The sequence below is a fragment of the Terrabacter sp. BE26 genome, assembly GCF_041941675.1.
Taxonomy (GTDB): domain Bacteria; phylum Actinomycetota; class Actinomycetes; order Actinomycetales; family Dermatophilaceae; genus Terrabacter.
In genome coordinates this window covers 4,138,814-4,153,127 of sequence record NZ_CP090122.1, presented here as the reverse complement: position 1 = coordinate 4,153,127, position 14,314 = coordinate 4,138,814, and the positions used below count along the sequence as shown (strand labels likewise).

Here is a 14,314-nt window from a genome sequence, read left to right as displayed (position 1 = left end):
GTGTGGCTCTCTCATGGGTTGCGCCGCCCGGGCACCGCCGGGCAGGAGAGGCTCAAGAAGGGATTGCTGTGCTCTAAGTAGCGATGCCCTCCACGCCCATCGAAGTGATCGGTTCCGGGCGAGGGAGGTTCATATGGAGGAGCAGGTTCCGCGGGTTGTGATCGGGATGGATCCGCATAAGCGCAGCGTGACGATCGAGGTGATGGCGGCCGACGAGTCCGTGGTCGGCGGCGGCCGGTTCGACACCACGGTCGAGGGCTACAAGGCGATGCTCGAGCACGTCGCGGCCTGGCCGGACCGGGTGTGGGCGATCGAGGGCTGTGAGGGGATCGGGCGGCACATCGCGCACCGGCTGATCGCGGACGGGCAGGACGTGGTCGACGTGCCGGCGAAGCTGTCGGCGCGGGCGAGGGTGTTCGCGACCGGGCAGGGCCGTAAGACCGATGCGACCGACGCGCACTCGGTCGCGCTGGTCGGAACGAGGATGGCGGGGCTGCGCCCGGTCGTCACGGATGCGCAGCTCGAGGTGCTGCAGCTGCTGGTGGACCGGCGCCGCTCAATCGGGGAGGAGCACACCCGCAAGGTCAGCCAGCTGCACCGAATCCTGTTGGAAATGCTGCCTGGTGGCGCGAAGAAGTACCTCTCCGCAGCCCAAGCGAAGACCCTCCTGGCTGGGGTTCGGCCGCGGGACGCGGTCGGCAAGACCCGCAAGCGGGTCGCCGCGGAGCTGGTCGCGGACTTGGAGCGGATCTATGCCCGGAAGGAGGCCGCTGACAAGGAGCTGAAGGAGCTCGTCGCGGCGACCGGGACCTCGCTGCTGGGGCTGCACGGGGTTGGTCCGTCCGGTGCGGCGCGGCTGCTCGTCGAGGTGGGGGACCTGGCCCGGTTCCCGGACCGCAACCACTTCGCGTCCTGGACCGGGACCGCGCCGATCGACGCCTCATCCGGGGACCACGTGCGCCACCGGCTCTCTCGTGGTGGGAACCGTCAGATCAACCGGGTGCTGCACATCATGGCGACCGTGCAGCTGCGGACCCCGACCGAGGGACGGGCCTACTTCGACCGGAAGAAGGCCGCCGGGAAGAGCTCGATGGAGGCGATGCGCTGCCTCAAACGGCGCCTGTCCGACCTGGTCTTCCGGACGATGCTCGGCGACTACGTCGCCGGCCGGGTCACCACAGCGACGGGGCAGGTGACGGGCCCGGGAGGGCACCGGGGCAACGACTCTGACTCCAGCGCGACCGGCTCACAACCCCGCACCGGCTCTTCGGACAAGCCACTTCCCGGACCCGTCGCCACCCAGCGTAGAACGCCCCTGCCGACGGCGTCTTGACACAGAAGGGAGCCATGACCGGGCGTTCGTCGGCGCCTACGTCGAGCCGTAGAAGGCGCATCGCGAGGTGCCGGCGGCGCGAATCCGGCCCGGGCCCTTGTCGACTACATCCACCACGCCGCATGTAGAGCGATGGCCAGGGCGACATTGAGGCTGGCACCGAAGACCAGCGTGGCGATCAGGAGACCAGCCTTGGTGACGTCAGATCCCGAGGACATCAGGATTTTGGTGTTGACCGAAAAGGCGACCCCCGCGACCAGAATGCCCGGGCCGCCCTTGACCAGCAGGATCAACAGCAGCGGTAACACCGCCAGAATCTGCAGGTCCCGAGGGACACGTGGCCCAATGCGGTACGTGGTGCCGGCAGCCACCAAGGTCTGTGCCCCGGGTAGGAACCCGTTGAGCGTGGCGTCCACGTTCTCGGGAATGCCGGGAAGTGTGACGCGGCGGCGAAAGAATCCTCGCGGCTGGTAGCGCTGTCCCTCGACGATGAACGTCCGGCCGCTCCAAAGGGAGAAGTCACTGAAGACCGCACCGGGCACGCCAGGAATCCTTCCCACTTCAAACAGCATGAGAGAATGCTCCCAGACTGACGGTGTCCGAGGCGTCCTTCCTCGGCTCGCGCAGTGCGTGCCTTGCCGGCCTCAGGCGGGGCCACGTCTACGTTGATGACCGTGCAGACCCCCACCCATGACGTGACGTTCGCGCCCGACCATGTGCGGAAGCAGTTTGTGTCCTGGGACCGCGGTGAACCCGACCGGGAGTGGGCCTGCCTGACGGTACTGGCTGAACACGCGCCCGGGCTGGCCCCGCGACCGCTGCGCCGGGGCTGGGACGGTGGCCGGCCCTTCGTCGTCATGCAGCGCTTGCCGGGCCATCCGCTGGGTGGTGCGCCCCTGTCCGGGGTGCAGATGGCAGGGCTCGGTCGCGCCCTTGGCAGGTTGTTCGCGGTGCCTGCCACGGCAGTCGGCGCGGCCGGTCTCGGGGAGCGGATCCTCGGGCCGGCGACGATGGCGAAGAACGTGTCGGAATGGCTCGCCGAGCCGGGGGATCTGCGGGCCTGCCTCGATCAAGCGCATGTGTCGTTTGCCATCGACGCTGCCCTGTCGTGGTTGGCGCGTCCGGACGCGGTGCCGCAGCCACGGCTGACGGCGCTTGGCATGGCGGACCTGAACCCGGCGAACCTGATGTGGGACGGGACAACGTGTCGACTCCTCGACTTCGAGGACGGCGGTCTCAGCGACCCCGCCTACGAGATGGCGGACCACATCGAGCACATCGCGGGCCGTCTCTCCGGTGTCATCGACGGTGAAGCTCTCCTCGCCGCGGTCGGCCTGCCGCAGGAGGAGCGCGAACGAATGCGGGCCTACCGCCCGCTGTTTGCCGCCTTCTGGCTCGCGATGTTGCTGCCCGAGAACTCCGGCTCCCACCGAAACCCAGCAGGCGCGACGGAGATGCAGGCAACCCATCTACTGTCCTTGCTTCCCTGACCAGTCGCACCACCGAAACAAGCCCGGTTACGCCCGACGTCCTTTTCGATGGGACGACACCGCTCGCGGCATGAGCGGCTGTTCGCCGTTCGTGGTGGCGGGAAGCGGTTCTCTGCGGCGGGTCACCAATACTGTTTCCTAGGGAAGGGGACCGCGACGGCCCGCACCGAGCCGCCCGGCTCATTCGTCCGCGGTGACACACATGACGGCCCGAGGACAAAACGAGCAGCCGAACTGGCGGGCGCGTCTGCGTGCCTGGCTGCGCGAGGTCGGCACCACGACCAGCACCCCGCAGGCGGAAGACGAGGCGAACGCCGCGATCATCAGCCACATTGCCGGCAGCGGCGACAGCTGAACGACCCCTGATCGCGGCAGATGAGGATGTCTGCCCAGCGCTACACCCCGTCGAGCGGAGATGCCTTTCCGCCCAGCCCGAGTGGCACCAGCGGCCGGCGGCTGCCGAAGCGGCGGCGCCGGCAGGGGAGAGCGGCTGTCCTGCGGCGGGCCGGGCCGGGGTCGCCTTGCGCGTGTCCCGCTTGGCGAGGAACGCCGAGCGGCGGGCCAGCTGCGCGGCCGAGCGCTCCGCGAGCTTCTCGTGCACTGCCGCCGCGACGAGGCCCTTCGACCGGCGCAGGCCGTGCTGGACCTTGTACTCCGATGCTGTCAGCCCGTGGGCGCGATACGCGTGAAGGCTACGACTTGCGGTCGCCCTTCGGCTCGCGCTTCTTGTCCGGAAGGTGCTCGCGCTGCTTCGAGGCGCCTGTGGAGACTCCGGCCTCGCTCGCGGACATCCCGTGCCGTCGGGCCTCGGCGGCTTTCGCGCGCTTCTCGTCGGCATCGCCCTTCTTCTCCGGCATCCGTCTCACCTCCTGATCGGTGTGACGTCAGTACCCGGCGGCCTTCGGGTCACCGCGCAAATCCGTGTCGGCCGCGATATCGGCAGACCTGCCAGTAGATCGGGGCCCTGTGCAGTCGACAGACTGCTGGGAGGCCGCCGGAAGGGGAGTGAGGGCCGTGAAGTACGACGAGTTCATCAGATCGGTGGCACAAGGCGCCGGCATCTCGTATGAGGACGCGGAACGCATCACGGAAGCGACCTTGCGGACCCTGGCAGAGCGGATCACCGGGGGGGAGGCCAAGGACCTCGCGTCGCAGCTTCCCAAGCAGCTGAAGCCCTTCCTGACGATAGGTGTCCGGGAGGAGGCCGAAGCGTTCGACGTCGACGTCTTCGTAGCGCGGGTGGCCGACCGTGCCGGGATCGATCCGGACCAGGCGCTGGCGCAGATGGGGGCCGTCTTCGCCACCCTCCGCGAGGCGGTCACCACCGGAGAGCTCGATGACATCGCTGCCCAGCTGCCCGACGGTCTGCGCGACCTCCTCGGCTTCCACTGACCCGGTGCGACGGACTGGACCAGCTACTGGTGACCAGGCGGGACGGGCACTATCAGCCTAGATGGACGCCTCTCCACCCACAGTCAGCACACAGCAGCAGCCCGTCCTCGTCCTCGTCGAGCACCCCGTACTGTCCATGCCCATCCGGGCCCCGACCTCGGAAAGAGGGCGGGACGTGCCCAGCTGACGCGGCGCGCCTTCCAGAGGGTCACGGCGCTGGCCGTAACGCGGCAGTTGAGGGCGTGCCCGGAGTCAGTCCAGATGGACCCCGTACGCCTCGAGGAGCGCACGCAGCCTGTCCATTCCGTCGGTGTGTGACCAGCATTCAGCGTTCAACCCTGCGGACCTAGCTCCCGAAACGTTCCCCGGCTGATCGTCGATGAGCAGCAGTTGCTCGGGTGCAAGCCCAAGGTCCGAAGCAATGTGCTCGAAGAACTCCGCCGACGGCTTTGCCGAGCGGATGTCGCACGAGTAGTAGGCGCCGTCGAGGATCTCGTCGTACGGAGCGCGGGCACGCATGCAGGCCGCGCGGTAGGAATCCTGGTTGGTCGCCAGATAGCAGGAGACCCCGCCGGCTCGCACTCTCGCGACGACCGCCAGCGTTGGCTGCAGGATGTCGAAGGTCCACCAGACGGAGAGCACATCGTCGACGTGACCGCCCAAACCCATTTCGTGCGCGACGGCTCGAATGCGATCCTCATCGATCGCTGTTCCGGTGATCGCGCCGGGGAACTGAGACACCACCGAGACCGCGAGGTCTCAGGTGCCGGCCGGCGTGTCCTGTAGTACGCCGTCGGCGTCCCAGAGGACGGCTCGGACGGGTCGAAGGTGGATGTCGGCCTCCGATTCTCGAGGTGTGAGTCGTCTGATAGTAGAAGGGATTAGCTCCACGTCGCCTTTCTCTGCACCCTCGCGAGCCCGTCCGCGTTTCAACATCGGCACTATCGATCTGCGGCGTGTCCGGGCGTTCGCCCGTTGCGAGCCTGTCGGGATGAGTGAGCGCTTAGCATCCGTGGCATGAGGCCGATTGGTCTGTCTATTGGGAACGAGTCGCGGCTTTGGTCCGACGGCGAGCATGTCCACGCTGACCGCACACCTGGCCGACGGGTCACAGGGGCGGAGGAGCGAAGATGGAGCAAATGCGCGGCGAGCTGTGGGCAGACCTACTTATCCGGTCAGCTCTCATGGCGGTATGTCTCGGAGCGGCGTTCTGGGCCTACAGCAACGGACACGACGTAATCGGTGCAGTGGGGGCAACCGCAGTAGGAGGGCTTCTTGGCGGCTCGCTGAGCGGAGCAATCCGAAAAGTCTGGGCGCTCAGAAAGAAACAGGACTAGCGCGAAGCTCGCTGTGGCGCTCGTCGGACGTCGCCCGAGGAGCGGCCTGACCGGGCGAGCGTAGCCGCCCTCAACGCGGCAGTTCCGGATAGCACACGAGGAGAGGCCAGCGTGGATAGAGACTGGCCCTCGTCGTGTCCTAGGGGCTGCCGTGACATTGTTCGAGTTCATCATCGGTTTCGCGGCCCCCCCGCTGGCGCTCGTGGGTTTGCCCGTATTCCTTGGCTACGTGATATTCAGGTTGATCAAGCCCAAAGAGGCGCAGGCCGATGATGCTCGCGACCACGGAGACCCCCGGGTGTGCCGGAGAAGCGCGTGGCCGCACCTCAAGAACAGTCAGCGGCATGAGCGTGCGCTGGGATGGGCTAGGTGACGGGCGTATCGGGGTGGTCGCCTTGGTTGCGAGCCGGAACGAGGTCCACGCGTACCGAGCTTCTTCCTGGCGGGCTGCTGGCCATTCCCCTGATCGGCGCTTGTCGAGCGACTTATCGTGGGCATGGTGGCAAGGGGGAAGGACTTGTCGTGGATGCCCACATCTCACGCGGTGATGGCGTGGTCACGGTCAGCCTCGCAGGCGAGATCGACACCTACACAGCTTCGGAGGTCCGCCAAACCTTTGACACACTGTCCGTCCGGGCCGATGACGAGGTCGTCGTCGATCTTGGCGAGGTCACCTTCCTCGACTCAACGGGAATCGGTGCGATCCTCTCGCTGCACCGCCGGGTCACGGCTGCGGGTGGTCGGCTGCAGCTGAACTGCAGCGGCATTACGTTGCAGTTGATGCGGCTCATGGGCATCGACCAGGTCATCGACGTCGTGCCCATCGCCCGCTGAAGACGGCGCAGTCCATCGACCGCTCATCGGACACCGGTCAGCGGCAAGAGCGGTAAACGGCTCAGGCAAGGCGGCCAACCTGCCGGTCAGCGCTCACCGAGTGGGGACAGCGGGAGCCTCAGCCGGGGCGGCGGAATCCTCGGCGGCGAGCAGGTACCGGCGCAGGCGCCGGCTGCTCGATCCGATCAGGAGTGCCACGGCGACCGCCGCCGACCTCCGCGATGCTGGAGGCGTACCGTCCGTTGCCGCCGTCGAGGACGACACGGCCGCCGGAGTTCGCGACGAGCACGCTGATCCCTTCGAGATCATCGAGGCCGCCCGGGTCGACGGCGCGGGCCTCTTCCGGGAGATCGTGCGCATCGTCCTGCCGCTCGTCCTCCCCGGGGTCGCGGCCGCGGCCCTGATCAGCTTCATCTTCGCCTGGAACGAGTACTTCCTCGCCCTACTGCAGACCAGCTCCGCGGCCCGGACGACACCTCCGTTCCTCGGCAGCTTCGTCGACGGACGCGGGCAGTTCCTTGCCGTCCTCTCGGCGGCCGCCACCATCGCCGCCCTACCCGTTATCGTCGCTGGATGGGTTGCGCAGAAGCAGCTCGTCCGAGGCCTCTCGATGGGAGCGATCAAGTGACTACCACCCTCCGGCCAGAAGGAGCACCTGTGACGCAACCCTACGGGCGCAGCCTGCAGGACACCGTGGTAGTCGTGACAGGCGCTGGCGGAGGCATCGGCGGCGCAACGGCTCAGCTCGTCCTGGAAAGCGGCGGCCGCGTGGTTGCCGGCGACCTGCGGGCCGACTCCCTCGCGAGCCTGCGCGAACAGTGGGACGAGACCCGTCTGGTCGTCAGCATCGGGGACGTGCGCGAGGAGGCGACGGCCGACGCGCTGGTCACCGCAGGCGTGGAGGCCTTCGGCAGGGTCGACTCGGTTGTCGCCAACGCCGCGGTGGGCTTCTACGGCGGCCTGCTCGACTACTCCGCCGACGAGGTGGCGCTGATGGTCGACGTCAACGTCAAGGGCACGATCTGGCTCGCCCGTGCGGCCGTCCGGCAGTTCCGGGCTCAAGGCGACGGCGGCGACATCGTCATCATCGGTTCCGTCGCAGGCCTTCTCATCGGCGGCGGTAAGGAGGCCGTGTATGCCGCCACCAAGGGTGCGCAGATCAACCTCGGGTACGCGCTCGACCGGGAGCTGCGCGCCGAGAGCATCCGGACGACGACCATCGCCCCGGCCGGCGTCAACACACCGTTCGCGGCGGCCGACGGCCGGTTCGGCGACCGGGACCCCTCTCAGGGCCACTTCATGGAGCCCGATGATATCGCTCAGGCGGTGACCTTCACCCTGCGGCAACCCCGACGGATGCGGACGGAGCTGTGGACCATGTGGAGCCTCGCAGAGAACCACTAGCCCATCCACCCCCGCCCGCCCTCCTGATTAGGAGACGATTCCTGACCCGCTCACAGGTTCCGCCGTCGTCCAAGGCCACTGCGGTCAGCCGTAGTCCGAGGAGCACAGAAGATGACGTCTCGGCTGGCCAGGAATCGGGCAGCCAAACCGTTCGCTCAGTGATTGGGATCGTGGGTCGTTCTCGGGTCTTGAGTGCCTCCATTCAGAGCAACGCGGAGGCGACCGCGAAGTCCGTCGCGCAATGAGGGCAGTGGCCGCGCCCGTAGAGGTAGGGCAGTTGCGCTGCGACAGCGGTGCGCTGGTTGAGTCGGGATAGGTGCAGCAATCGGCCTTCGACCGTGGCCGCTGGGGGCGGTGCCGGATTCACGCGTGTTGCGGCCTTGGAGGCGTCGGTGTCGCTGGAGAGCGCGCCGAGGTCGTCGTCGAGGTCGAGGTCGAGGATCAGGAGCTCGTGGCAGCTGGGGCATGCCATGGGCATCTCGCCATCGGCCTCGTGCTTGAGATTGCGTTGCGACTTCATGCCTGCGAGGGCGCTGCTCCAGGGCTGGGGCTGTTATCGCCAACGGCACGAGCGCTCCGCGGCATGTCCGTGCGTCGGCGTGCGGGGATGGGGCCGCTCGCGTGGTCGACCTAGACGACAGCTTGGCCCCGACGGGCTAGGAGTGCTCGGCAATCCAGAGCATCGGGTCTCCCCAGCCGAGCTCACCGAGGCCATGCTTGTCGAGCGCGAGTGCGACGAGGGTGCGGCGGTGGGCGGCGAACGTCAGCACGTGGGCGATCATGCCGCCGTAGGTGAAGACCTCTGCGGGTTCGCAAAGCGCGTCGACGAAGGTCTCGTCGAGGGCGCCGCGGCCGGCGACGTCGCGCACGTGGGTGAGGTAGGTCGGTCCCTCGACCGCGAGTCGGTCACGCAGGGACTGCAGCGGCTCGTGCTCCTCGACCGACCAGTCGTACTCGCGGTCGGCCATGGCGGCGTTCCACATTCCCATCTGCCCGACGAGGCGGGAGAGCAGCGAGCGGATGGTTTGGTGGTCCTCGTCGACGTCGACGACGATCGGGCTGTCGAGCTGCTCGTCGGTCAGGTTGCCGGCGACGCGGACCATTTCGCCGGTGAGCCAGATGTGGTGTTCGACCATGCTGGTCAGCAGGTCCATGGTGGTCAGCCTTTCTTCGGGTCGTGCTGGCAGCCGGAGGCTGCCGGGCGGGTGGAAGTGGACGCCGCTGGGCGCGGGGATCCGGATCTGGGTGGGGTGCGATCGCCATGCGGCGGGCGCGAGGCCGTAGGTCTTGGCGAAGGCCCGGGTGAACGCCTCGTGTGATCCGTAGCCCGCCTCGACGGCGATGTCGACCAGTGGCGCGGTGGTGGTGACCATGCGGTACGCCGCCCGCTCCAGCAGGAGACGCCGGCGAAACGCCGCCGGCGGTTCCCCGGCGACGCCCCGGATCAGGCGGTCGAAGTGGAAGCGGGAGAAGTGCAGCCGTTCCCACGCGCGCGCCTGGGGGTCGTCGAGAGCCTCGGCGAGGTGCTCGACGAAGGAGGCGAAGGTGTCGGTCGCAGTCACGTGATGATCGTGCCGCGTGCGGGGTCAGGTGCGCTTGATCGCGGTTGCTGATCAGAAGCGGTAGGGGCGGCGACGCTCTTGGCAGCTGCCTTTGCCCGGCTTCCGTCGTCTTCGGCCGCGACTGTCCGGACATTCGCCGCGGTGTCGGCCGCGAGCGATGGACATTACGGTGGGGGCAGCGGTGTGCAAGTGCCTGCGGTCCGTGCGGTTGAAGAACGGCTTCGGAACCTCAGACGCACGAATCTCCACGAGCAATCGGCGGCAGTTGCGGATGACTTCAGCCAGCGTGACTAGAGGCCGTCTGATCGGCTCCGCCACTGCCGGCGTACAGCGTCGACCTGCGTCGCCAGTGTCATGCCAGAGACGTCTACCTCCGAGTCGCTCGCGAGCGGCTCGGTCTGTTGGCGATGGAGCAACTCGAACTCGGCAGCAGTGAGGTAAAGCGGTCGGGTGCTTGCCCGCGCCCGCGCGGTCGAGAGGTCGCAGGCCAGCCGGATGACCACCAGCTCCGGCAGCAGGTCTCGGTAGACGCTCAATAGGTCTTGCGTGACGACATCGCTCAGGATCACGTTGATGCCCGCGTCGGTGAAGTTTCCGACCAACGCCGCAGCGTTGCGAATCCCCAAGAGATGTTGGGCGCGGCCTTCTTCGCCTTTCCATGGGGCAACGCCGCCGTTCTTGACCATCTGACGTACGTCATCCACGTCGACGTATGCGCATGTCTCCGTCGTCTCGGCCAGGGCTCGCCTGGTCGTAGTCTTGCCGACCCCCGGGCCGCCTGTGAGGAGCAGAGGACGGAGCGCGATCACGGATCGGAGGCTACGGGAAGAGCAGTTCCCGCGTCTGAAACCGATCGAGCACCGAGCATCCTCTGCGCGGCATAAGCGTGCGACCGACATGAAGCATGCTCACCTGATGAGCGGCTTCATCGAGCGGAGCAGGAGAAGACAGGATCGAGCTCGACGCTTGCGCGAGTTGGGCGACTGTCCCGATTGCCGCCACCCGTGGGTGGAGCACCCCGGCACCGGCAATGATCTGAAGGGCATGTGCGGCGAGTGCGCCTTCGAGTTCGAGCACGATCAGCGAGAGTCGGCTGAGCCGGGCTGCCGACTCCCAAGCCCGCCGTTGGACTGACGCACGGGTTGCGGCACGACACGACGTTCCGATCGCTCGCCTTACTTACGCAGCCTGCGCCACCACCGCCGTGGACCCATGATCGGGGTCGCGAGCGCGGGTTATGCCGCTGCCGATGCGACCTTCGGCATCACCTGTGTCCTTTCGCCGGCACGCTTGCATCATGGGTCCATGACCACATATCCGGACCACTGGGTGCGCCTGGACCTGGACACACCGGTACCGGCGCCTACCCCCGAACAGTGCGCAGCCGAGGTGATCGGCCCGCCGGACCCGGGCACCGGCACCCTCTGGGTGAGTCAGCCCTACCCGGGCGTGTGGCACGCGCTGTGGCTCAGTGACGACGGGCTGACCACCTACGAGGGTCCAGAAGAGTCGGTCATCGCGTGGGCGCGGGAGCAGCCAGCCGCGCGAGTCAACGTGATCGCAGAGGTCGACTCAATCTTCGACCAGGCAGGAGTCTGCGAACCGGGGCCGCCTCCGGCACCGGGCACCGGGGAGGTGTGGGTGATGGAGTTCCGCGGGGTCTGGCACGCGGGGTGGAGCAGCGACACCGGTGTCGCGGTGTTCGAGTCCGAGGACCGGGAGACGGCGCTGGACTGGGCGCGTCGCCAGCAGGCGCAGCGCATCATGCTGTCCGAGAACGGCCTTCCGCATCGGCCGCTGGACGACGGCACCTGATTTCCCACTCAACGGCGTCCCCTGTGCGCGACGCGAAGTCAGCGGTTCTCGTGATTCCACACGGCAAACACGCCTCGCGACGACGTGCCCGCTTACTGACCGATAAGGGGAGCGGGGGCCCTCTCGAGCCGGTGACCAACCAACACCGGGCGTATGTACCTCATGAGCATGTAGCTGTATCGGGAGAAGTCCACAACCGCCCGGCGGCAGATGAGGATGTCCGAGCCGCACGCTACGGGCGGTCCAGCGGCGACGCTAGCGGCCCCTTGGACGACGCCATGAAGGACTCGCCAGGCCTTGAGCCCGGCCACATGCGGGCCTCTCGCCGGTCGTCGAAGAACAACTCGACAGTTCCGCCCTCGCCCCATCTTGCTTCCACCCGGGTGACGGTCTCGAGCGTCCGTCGCGCCACGTCTTCCTTGCAGAGGGAGCCTGGATTGAGAAATGGAGGCTCTGCCGCTTGCGTCATCCAAGGCGCGTCGGTGGGACTTGGCACGACGTTGTAGAGCCAGACGTCTCCGACAATGTCTGCCCCATCGAGCAGGTAGGCGTAGGCGGCGCCACACTGGTCTTCCTCGAGGATGACTCGGAACGTGTGAGGTCCTTGCAGCTCAAGCCAGGGCCGGCGCGCTGAGTCCTTCACAGCTGCAGTGTGACAGGCGTGTAGGCGGTGATCGCGTCGGCGCGACCAGCGGCAGAAGAGTGCGTTAGCCGACGTCCACCTGGACCTCAGCGGTCACCCACAGGTCCTCCGGACCAATCTGTGTCACCGCTCGTAGACGCACGTACTCAGGAGTCGAGCTGACGATGTGCTCGGCGCGAAAGTGATACCGAAGGCTCTCCTCCCACACCCGCGACAGTTCCGCTGCGATGGAGCTGGCCTTTGTCGCTCCGTCCACTCGCACGACCAGTGATCAGCCACTCGGCGCCATCGGAACGACGAACCACCATGTCCTGCCAAAGATCGGGCCCCTCGTCGGCATATGCAGGGTCGCCAAGGTAGGCGCAGAAGTCGATCTCCATGCCGAGCAGGTTGTCGCCGTCGCTGGCGGGCCCCAATGCGCAAATCTCGCGCCGTGCCTGGTCGAACTCCTCCGCGCTGATCATGCCCTCATCGTTGCTCACACGGTGGGCTCGTGAACCACAACGCGCGCACGGCGGTTCGGCCTGCCCTTGGAAGCGGCTTTAACCCTGGTCCTTATCCCGAGTGCGGGGGTCATCCAAGCGCGGCGTATGGCGATCGACACCCGCCCTCGGAGGACCGCTGGCTTCGCGACTGGCGATGTCGAGGGACCAGGAGAATCTCGACGTTCCGCCCGCCAAGCCGGAGAAGAGGTCCACCCAGCCAAGCCACTTGTTGCGGCGGCGGATGTCGTCACTCTCTGAGGGCTCCGGGGCAGGCTTATCGGGCATTTCCCCAGCATCACGGCAGACGCGTAGGAGTGTCGCGAAAGTAGGAGTTTCTCATCGACGAGGACGAGCATGGCCGCGCTTCCGAGTGACCACTGATCGCGGCAGATGAGGACGCCAGCTCGTTCTGCAGCAGCGCCTGGCCGAGCGCCGCGACGAGCGACGGCATGTTTGTGGCAGCGACGTTTCGCTGCGTGCCGGACACTATGAGGTGTGGAGACTGGGGAGACATCCGAGGAGTGCGAGCTCTGGGCTGTCGCGCGCTCCGGCGATCCAGACGCATTCGGCAGGGTCTGGGACTTGCATCGCCGCCGAGTGTGGGTGCACGCGTGCCGGCTCGTCGATGAGCGGGAGAACGCCGAGGATGTGACCGCGATCGCGTTTCTGAAGCTGTGGCGTCGTCGCGACGACGTGCGGGTCGTGGAGGGGTCCGTCCTCCCATGGCTGCTGGTGACCACCTCGTATGTGGCCCGGAACGTGAGCCGGTCCCGTCGCCGTTACCGGGCGGTCCTGCAACGCCTTCCGAGGGAGCAGTCGGCGCCTGACCCGGCTGAGGTCCTGATCCGCTACGACCCGACGGGTTGGGACCCGGACCTCGTGGCCGTGCTGCGGCGGCTGGAGCGTCGGGACCTGCAGTTGGTGACGTTGGTGATCTTGGAGGGGATCCCGGTCGTGGAGGCCGCGCCCCTGGTCGGGGTCTCGGTAACTGCGGCTCGCTCGCGCCTCTCCCGCTTTAGGTCTCGTGCCCGCGGCGCGCTCGAACTGGACCTATCGGCCGACCGGCAGGAGGCCTCGCAGTGAACGCGGACCAGAACCCCATGCGGCCCCCCGACACCCAGCGCGGCGACCCGGGTGCCGGCATGAGCCAGACGTTTGCGGTGGCCGTCCGGGCGGAGCTCGTCGACGCCGCGTCATCCCGCCCGCCCAACCGTGTCGGCACCCGCGGGAGGCCCGGAGGTCGTGGTCGCTGGCCGTGGCGCGTCGCTGGCGCAGTCGCGTTGCTCGCTGCCGGCGGTACGGCGTACGCGCTGAGCACCGTGCTGCCCGGCGGCACTGAGGTGACGGGTCGCTCCACGCCCGCTACGACCACGTACACCGGCTCCGCCGTCATCGACCTCGGACCGGCGCCTACCGGCGCGACCAGCATCGAGCTCGGGGTGCGATGCCTGACTGCTGGATCCTTCCGGTTCCCGGACGGCAGCGGGGCTTCCTGCAGCGGCCCGCAGCCCTGGGCGCCGGACGGTCGAGCCCCAACCATCGCCCGGTTCCGTATCACTCCCGGACAGCACTCGATCCGCATCTTCACCGGACCCGGGACCCGATGGGAGGCCCAGACCCGCTACATCACCGAACGCGTGACGTCCTGGGCCGTCAACGCCAACGGACAGACCTACGGCGTCGTCAACGACCACGGCGAACCCGATCTCCAAGCGGTCATCGCGACCAACGGACGCCAGGGCTACGTCTTCACCCGCGACCTCAACGCTGCCGGTGGACCACCCCCAACGGACCCCGCCGACGCAGCCACCCGCACCCCCGTCAACGCCACCATCCCGGTCTACGAGTACGACGGTGTCACCCGCATCGGCGACTTCCACGTCGGCGGATGACGATCAAGACGCATCGACAACTCCCCGAGTGCGGCATGACCGGGCGAGCGTAGCTGCCCTCAACGCGGCTACTTAGAGACTGGTTGCAGGATCGGTGTCCGGCCAGACTCGGTCCTGGTGCTCGGCG

Annotated in this window: 18 protein-coding genes; 10 read left to right on the top strand and 8 right to left on the bottom strand. The window is 67.6% G+C overall.

Features of this window, described 5'->3' with window-relative positions; translation table 11 throughout:
• Window positions 1–133 precede the first annotated feature (133 nt).
• Window positions 134–1,333 carry an IS110 family transposase gene (locus LQK93_RS19010; RefSeq protein WP_374969326.1) on the top strand — a complete coding sequence of 400 codons (1,200 nt, stop codon included), beginning with the start codon at window positions 134–136 and terminating at the stop codon, window positions 1,331–1,333.
• Between the two features lie 104 nt (window positions 1,334–1,437).
• Here LQK93_RS19010 and LQK93_RS19005 read toward each other — a convergent pair whose 3' ends face one another.
• Complete coding sequence (locus LQK93_RS19005; RefSeq protein ID WP_374969325.1) at window positions 1,438–1,905, bottom strand: hypothetical protein; 468 nt, start codon at window positions 1,903–1,905, stop codon at window positions 1,438–1,440.
• 102 nt (window positions 1,906–2,007) lie between these two features.
• Here LQK93_RS19005 and LQK93_RS19000 point away from each other — a divergent pair, with 102 nt between their 5' ends.
• Both LQK93_RS19000 and LQK93_RS18995 read left to right on the top strand, forming a co-directional pair.
• Window positions 2,008–2,823: a phosphotransferase family protein gene (locus LQK93_RS19000; protein ID WP_374969324.1), complete on the top strand. Its 816-nt coding sequence runs from the start codon at window positions 2,008–2,010 to the stop codon at window positions 2,821–2,823.
• Between the two features lie 202 nt (window positions 2,824–3,025).
• Window positions 3,026–3,178 (top strand): hypothetical protein, encoded by a 153-nt coding sequence (locus LQK93_RS18995; protein WP_374969323.1) that lies wholly within the window; start codon window positions 3,026–3,028, stop codon window positions 3,176–3,178.
• Window positions 3,179–3,515: 337 nt separating this feature from the next.
• Here LQK93_RS18995 and LQK93_RS18990 read toward each other — a convergent pair whose 3' ends face one another.
• Window positions 3,516–3,680 (bottom strand): hypothetical protein, encoded by a 165-nt coding sequence (locus tag LQK93_RS18990; RefSeq protein ID WP_374969322.1) that lies wholly within the window; start codon window positions 3,678–3,680, stop codon window positions 3,516–3,518.
• A 157-nt stretch (window positions 3,681–3,837) separates the two neighbouring features.
• Between LQK93_RS18990 and LQK93_RS18985 the strand changes: the two genes are divergently transcribed.
• Entirely contained in the window at window positions 3,838–4,215 is a 378-nt protein-coding gene (locus tag LQK93_RS18985; RefSeq protein ID WP_374969321.1) for a DUF2267 domain-containing protein, read from the top strand.
• A gap of 252 nt (window positions 4,216–4,467) precedes the next feature.
• Here LQK93_RS18985 and LQK93_RS18980 read toward each other — a convergent pair whose 3' ends face one another.
• Entirely contained in the window at window positions 4,468–4,956 is a 489-nt protein-coding gene (locus LQK93_RS18980) for an HAD-IA family hydrolase (protein WP_374969320.1), read from the bottom strand.
• Window positions 4,957–6,074: 1,118 nt separating this feature from the next.
• Between LQK93_RS18980 and LQK93_RS18975 the strand changes: the two genes are divergently transcribed.
• From LQK93_RS18975 to LQK93_RS18965, 3 genes are all read left to right on the top strand, one after another.
• Entirely contained in the window at window positions 6,075–6,386 is a 312-nt protein-coding gene (locus tag LQK93_RS18975) for an STAS domain-containing protein (RefSeq protein WP_374969319.1), read from the top strand.
• Between the two features lie 100 nt (window positions 6,387–6,486).
• Window positions 6,487–7,014, top strand: a complete 528-nt coding sequence (locus tag LQK93_RS18970) for a carbohydrate ABC transporter permease (RefSeq protein WP_374969318.1) — start codon at window positions 6,487–6,489, stop codon at window positions 7,012–7,014.
• A 29-nt stretch (window positions 7,015–7,043) separates the two neighbouring features.
• On the top strand, window positions 7,044–7,790 hold the full coding sequence (locus LQK93_RS18965; protein ID WP_374969317.1) for an SDR family oxidoreductase: 747 nt from the start codon (window positions 7,044–7,046) through the stop codon (window positions 7,788–7,790).
• A 202-nt stretch (window positions 7,791–7,992) separates the two neighbouring features.
• Here the strand turns inward: LQK93_RS18965 and LQK93_RS18960 are convergent, their stop codons facing one another.
• The 3 genes from LQK93_RS18960 to LQK93_RS18950 all read right to left on the bottom strand — a co-directional run bounded on the left by LQK93_RS18960 (window position 7,993) and on the right by LQK93_RS18950 (window position 10,161).
• Window positions 7,993–8,310 (bottom strand): hypothetical protein, encoded by a 318-nt coding sequence (locus tag LQK93_RS18960; protein ID WP_374969316.1) that lies wholly within the window; start codon window positions 8,308–8,310, stop codon window positions 7,993–7,995.
• Between the two features lie 136 nt (window positions 8,311–8,446).
• The gene (locus LQK93_RS18955; protein ID WP_374969315.1) at window positions 8,447–9,352 is read right to left on the bottom strand and encodes a helix-turn-helix domain-containing protein; all 906 of its coding nucleotides are present in this window, start codon (window positions 9,350–9,352) and stop codon (window positions 8,447–8,449) included.
• Between the two features lie 290 nt (window positions 9,353–9,642).
• On the bottom strand, window positions 9,643–10,161 hold the full coding sequence (locus LQK93_RS18950; RefSeq protein ID WP_374969313.1) for an AAA family ATPase: 519 nt from the start codon (window positions 10,159–10,161) through the stop codon (window positions 9,643–9,645).
• 496 nt (window positions 10,162–10,657) lie between these two features.
• Between LQK93_RS18950 and LQK93_RS18945 the strand changes: the two genes are divergently transcribed.
• Window positions 10,658–11,167 (top strand): hypothetical protein, encoded by a 510-nt coding sequence (locus tag LQK93_RS18945; RefSeq protein ID WP_374969311.1) that lies wholly within the window; start codon window positions 10,658–10,660, stop codon window positions 11,165–11,167.
• A 232-nt stretch (window positions 11,168–11,399) separates the two neighbouring features.
• Here LQK93_RS18945 and LQK93_RS18940 read toward each other — a convergent pair whose 3' ends face one another.
• Entirely contained in the window at window positions 11,400–11,810 is a 411-nt protein-coding gene (locus LQK93_RS18940) for a hypothetical protein (RefSeq protein ID WP_374969310.1), read from the bottom strand.
• A 146-nt stretch (window positions 11,811–11,956) separates the two neighbouring features.
• Window positions 11,957–12,274: a hypothetical protein gene (locus tag LQK93_RS18935; RefSeq protein WP_374969309.1), complete on the bottom strand. Its 318-nt coding sequence runs from the start codon at window positions 12,272–12,274 to the stop codon at window positions 11,957–11,959.
• A 603-nt stretch (window positions 12,275–12,877) separates the two neighbouring features.
• Between LQK93_RS18935 and LQK93_RS18930 the strand changes: the two genes are divergently transcribed.
• Both LQK93_RS18930 and LQK93_RS18925 read left to right on the top strand, forming a co-directional pair.
• Complete coding sequence (locus tag LQK93_RS18930; RefSeq protein WP_374969308.1) at window positions 12,878–13,378, top strand: RNA polymerase sigma factor; 501 nt, start codon at window positions 12,878–12,880, stop codon at window positions 13,376–13,378.
• A complete protein-coding gene (locus LQK93_RS18925) occupies window positions 13,375–14,187 on the top strand; it encodes a peptidase M56 family protein (protein WP_374969307.1) in 813 nt (270 codons plus the stop codon). Before LQK93_RS18930 ends, LQK93_RS18925 begins: the two co-directional genes overlap by 4 nt.
• The last annotated feature ends 127 nt before the right edge of the window (window positions 14,188–14,314 follow it).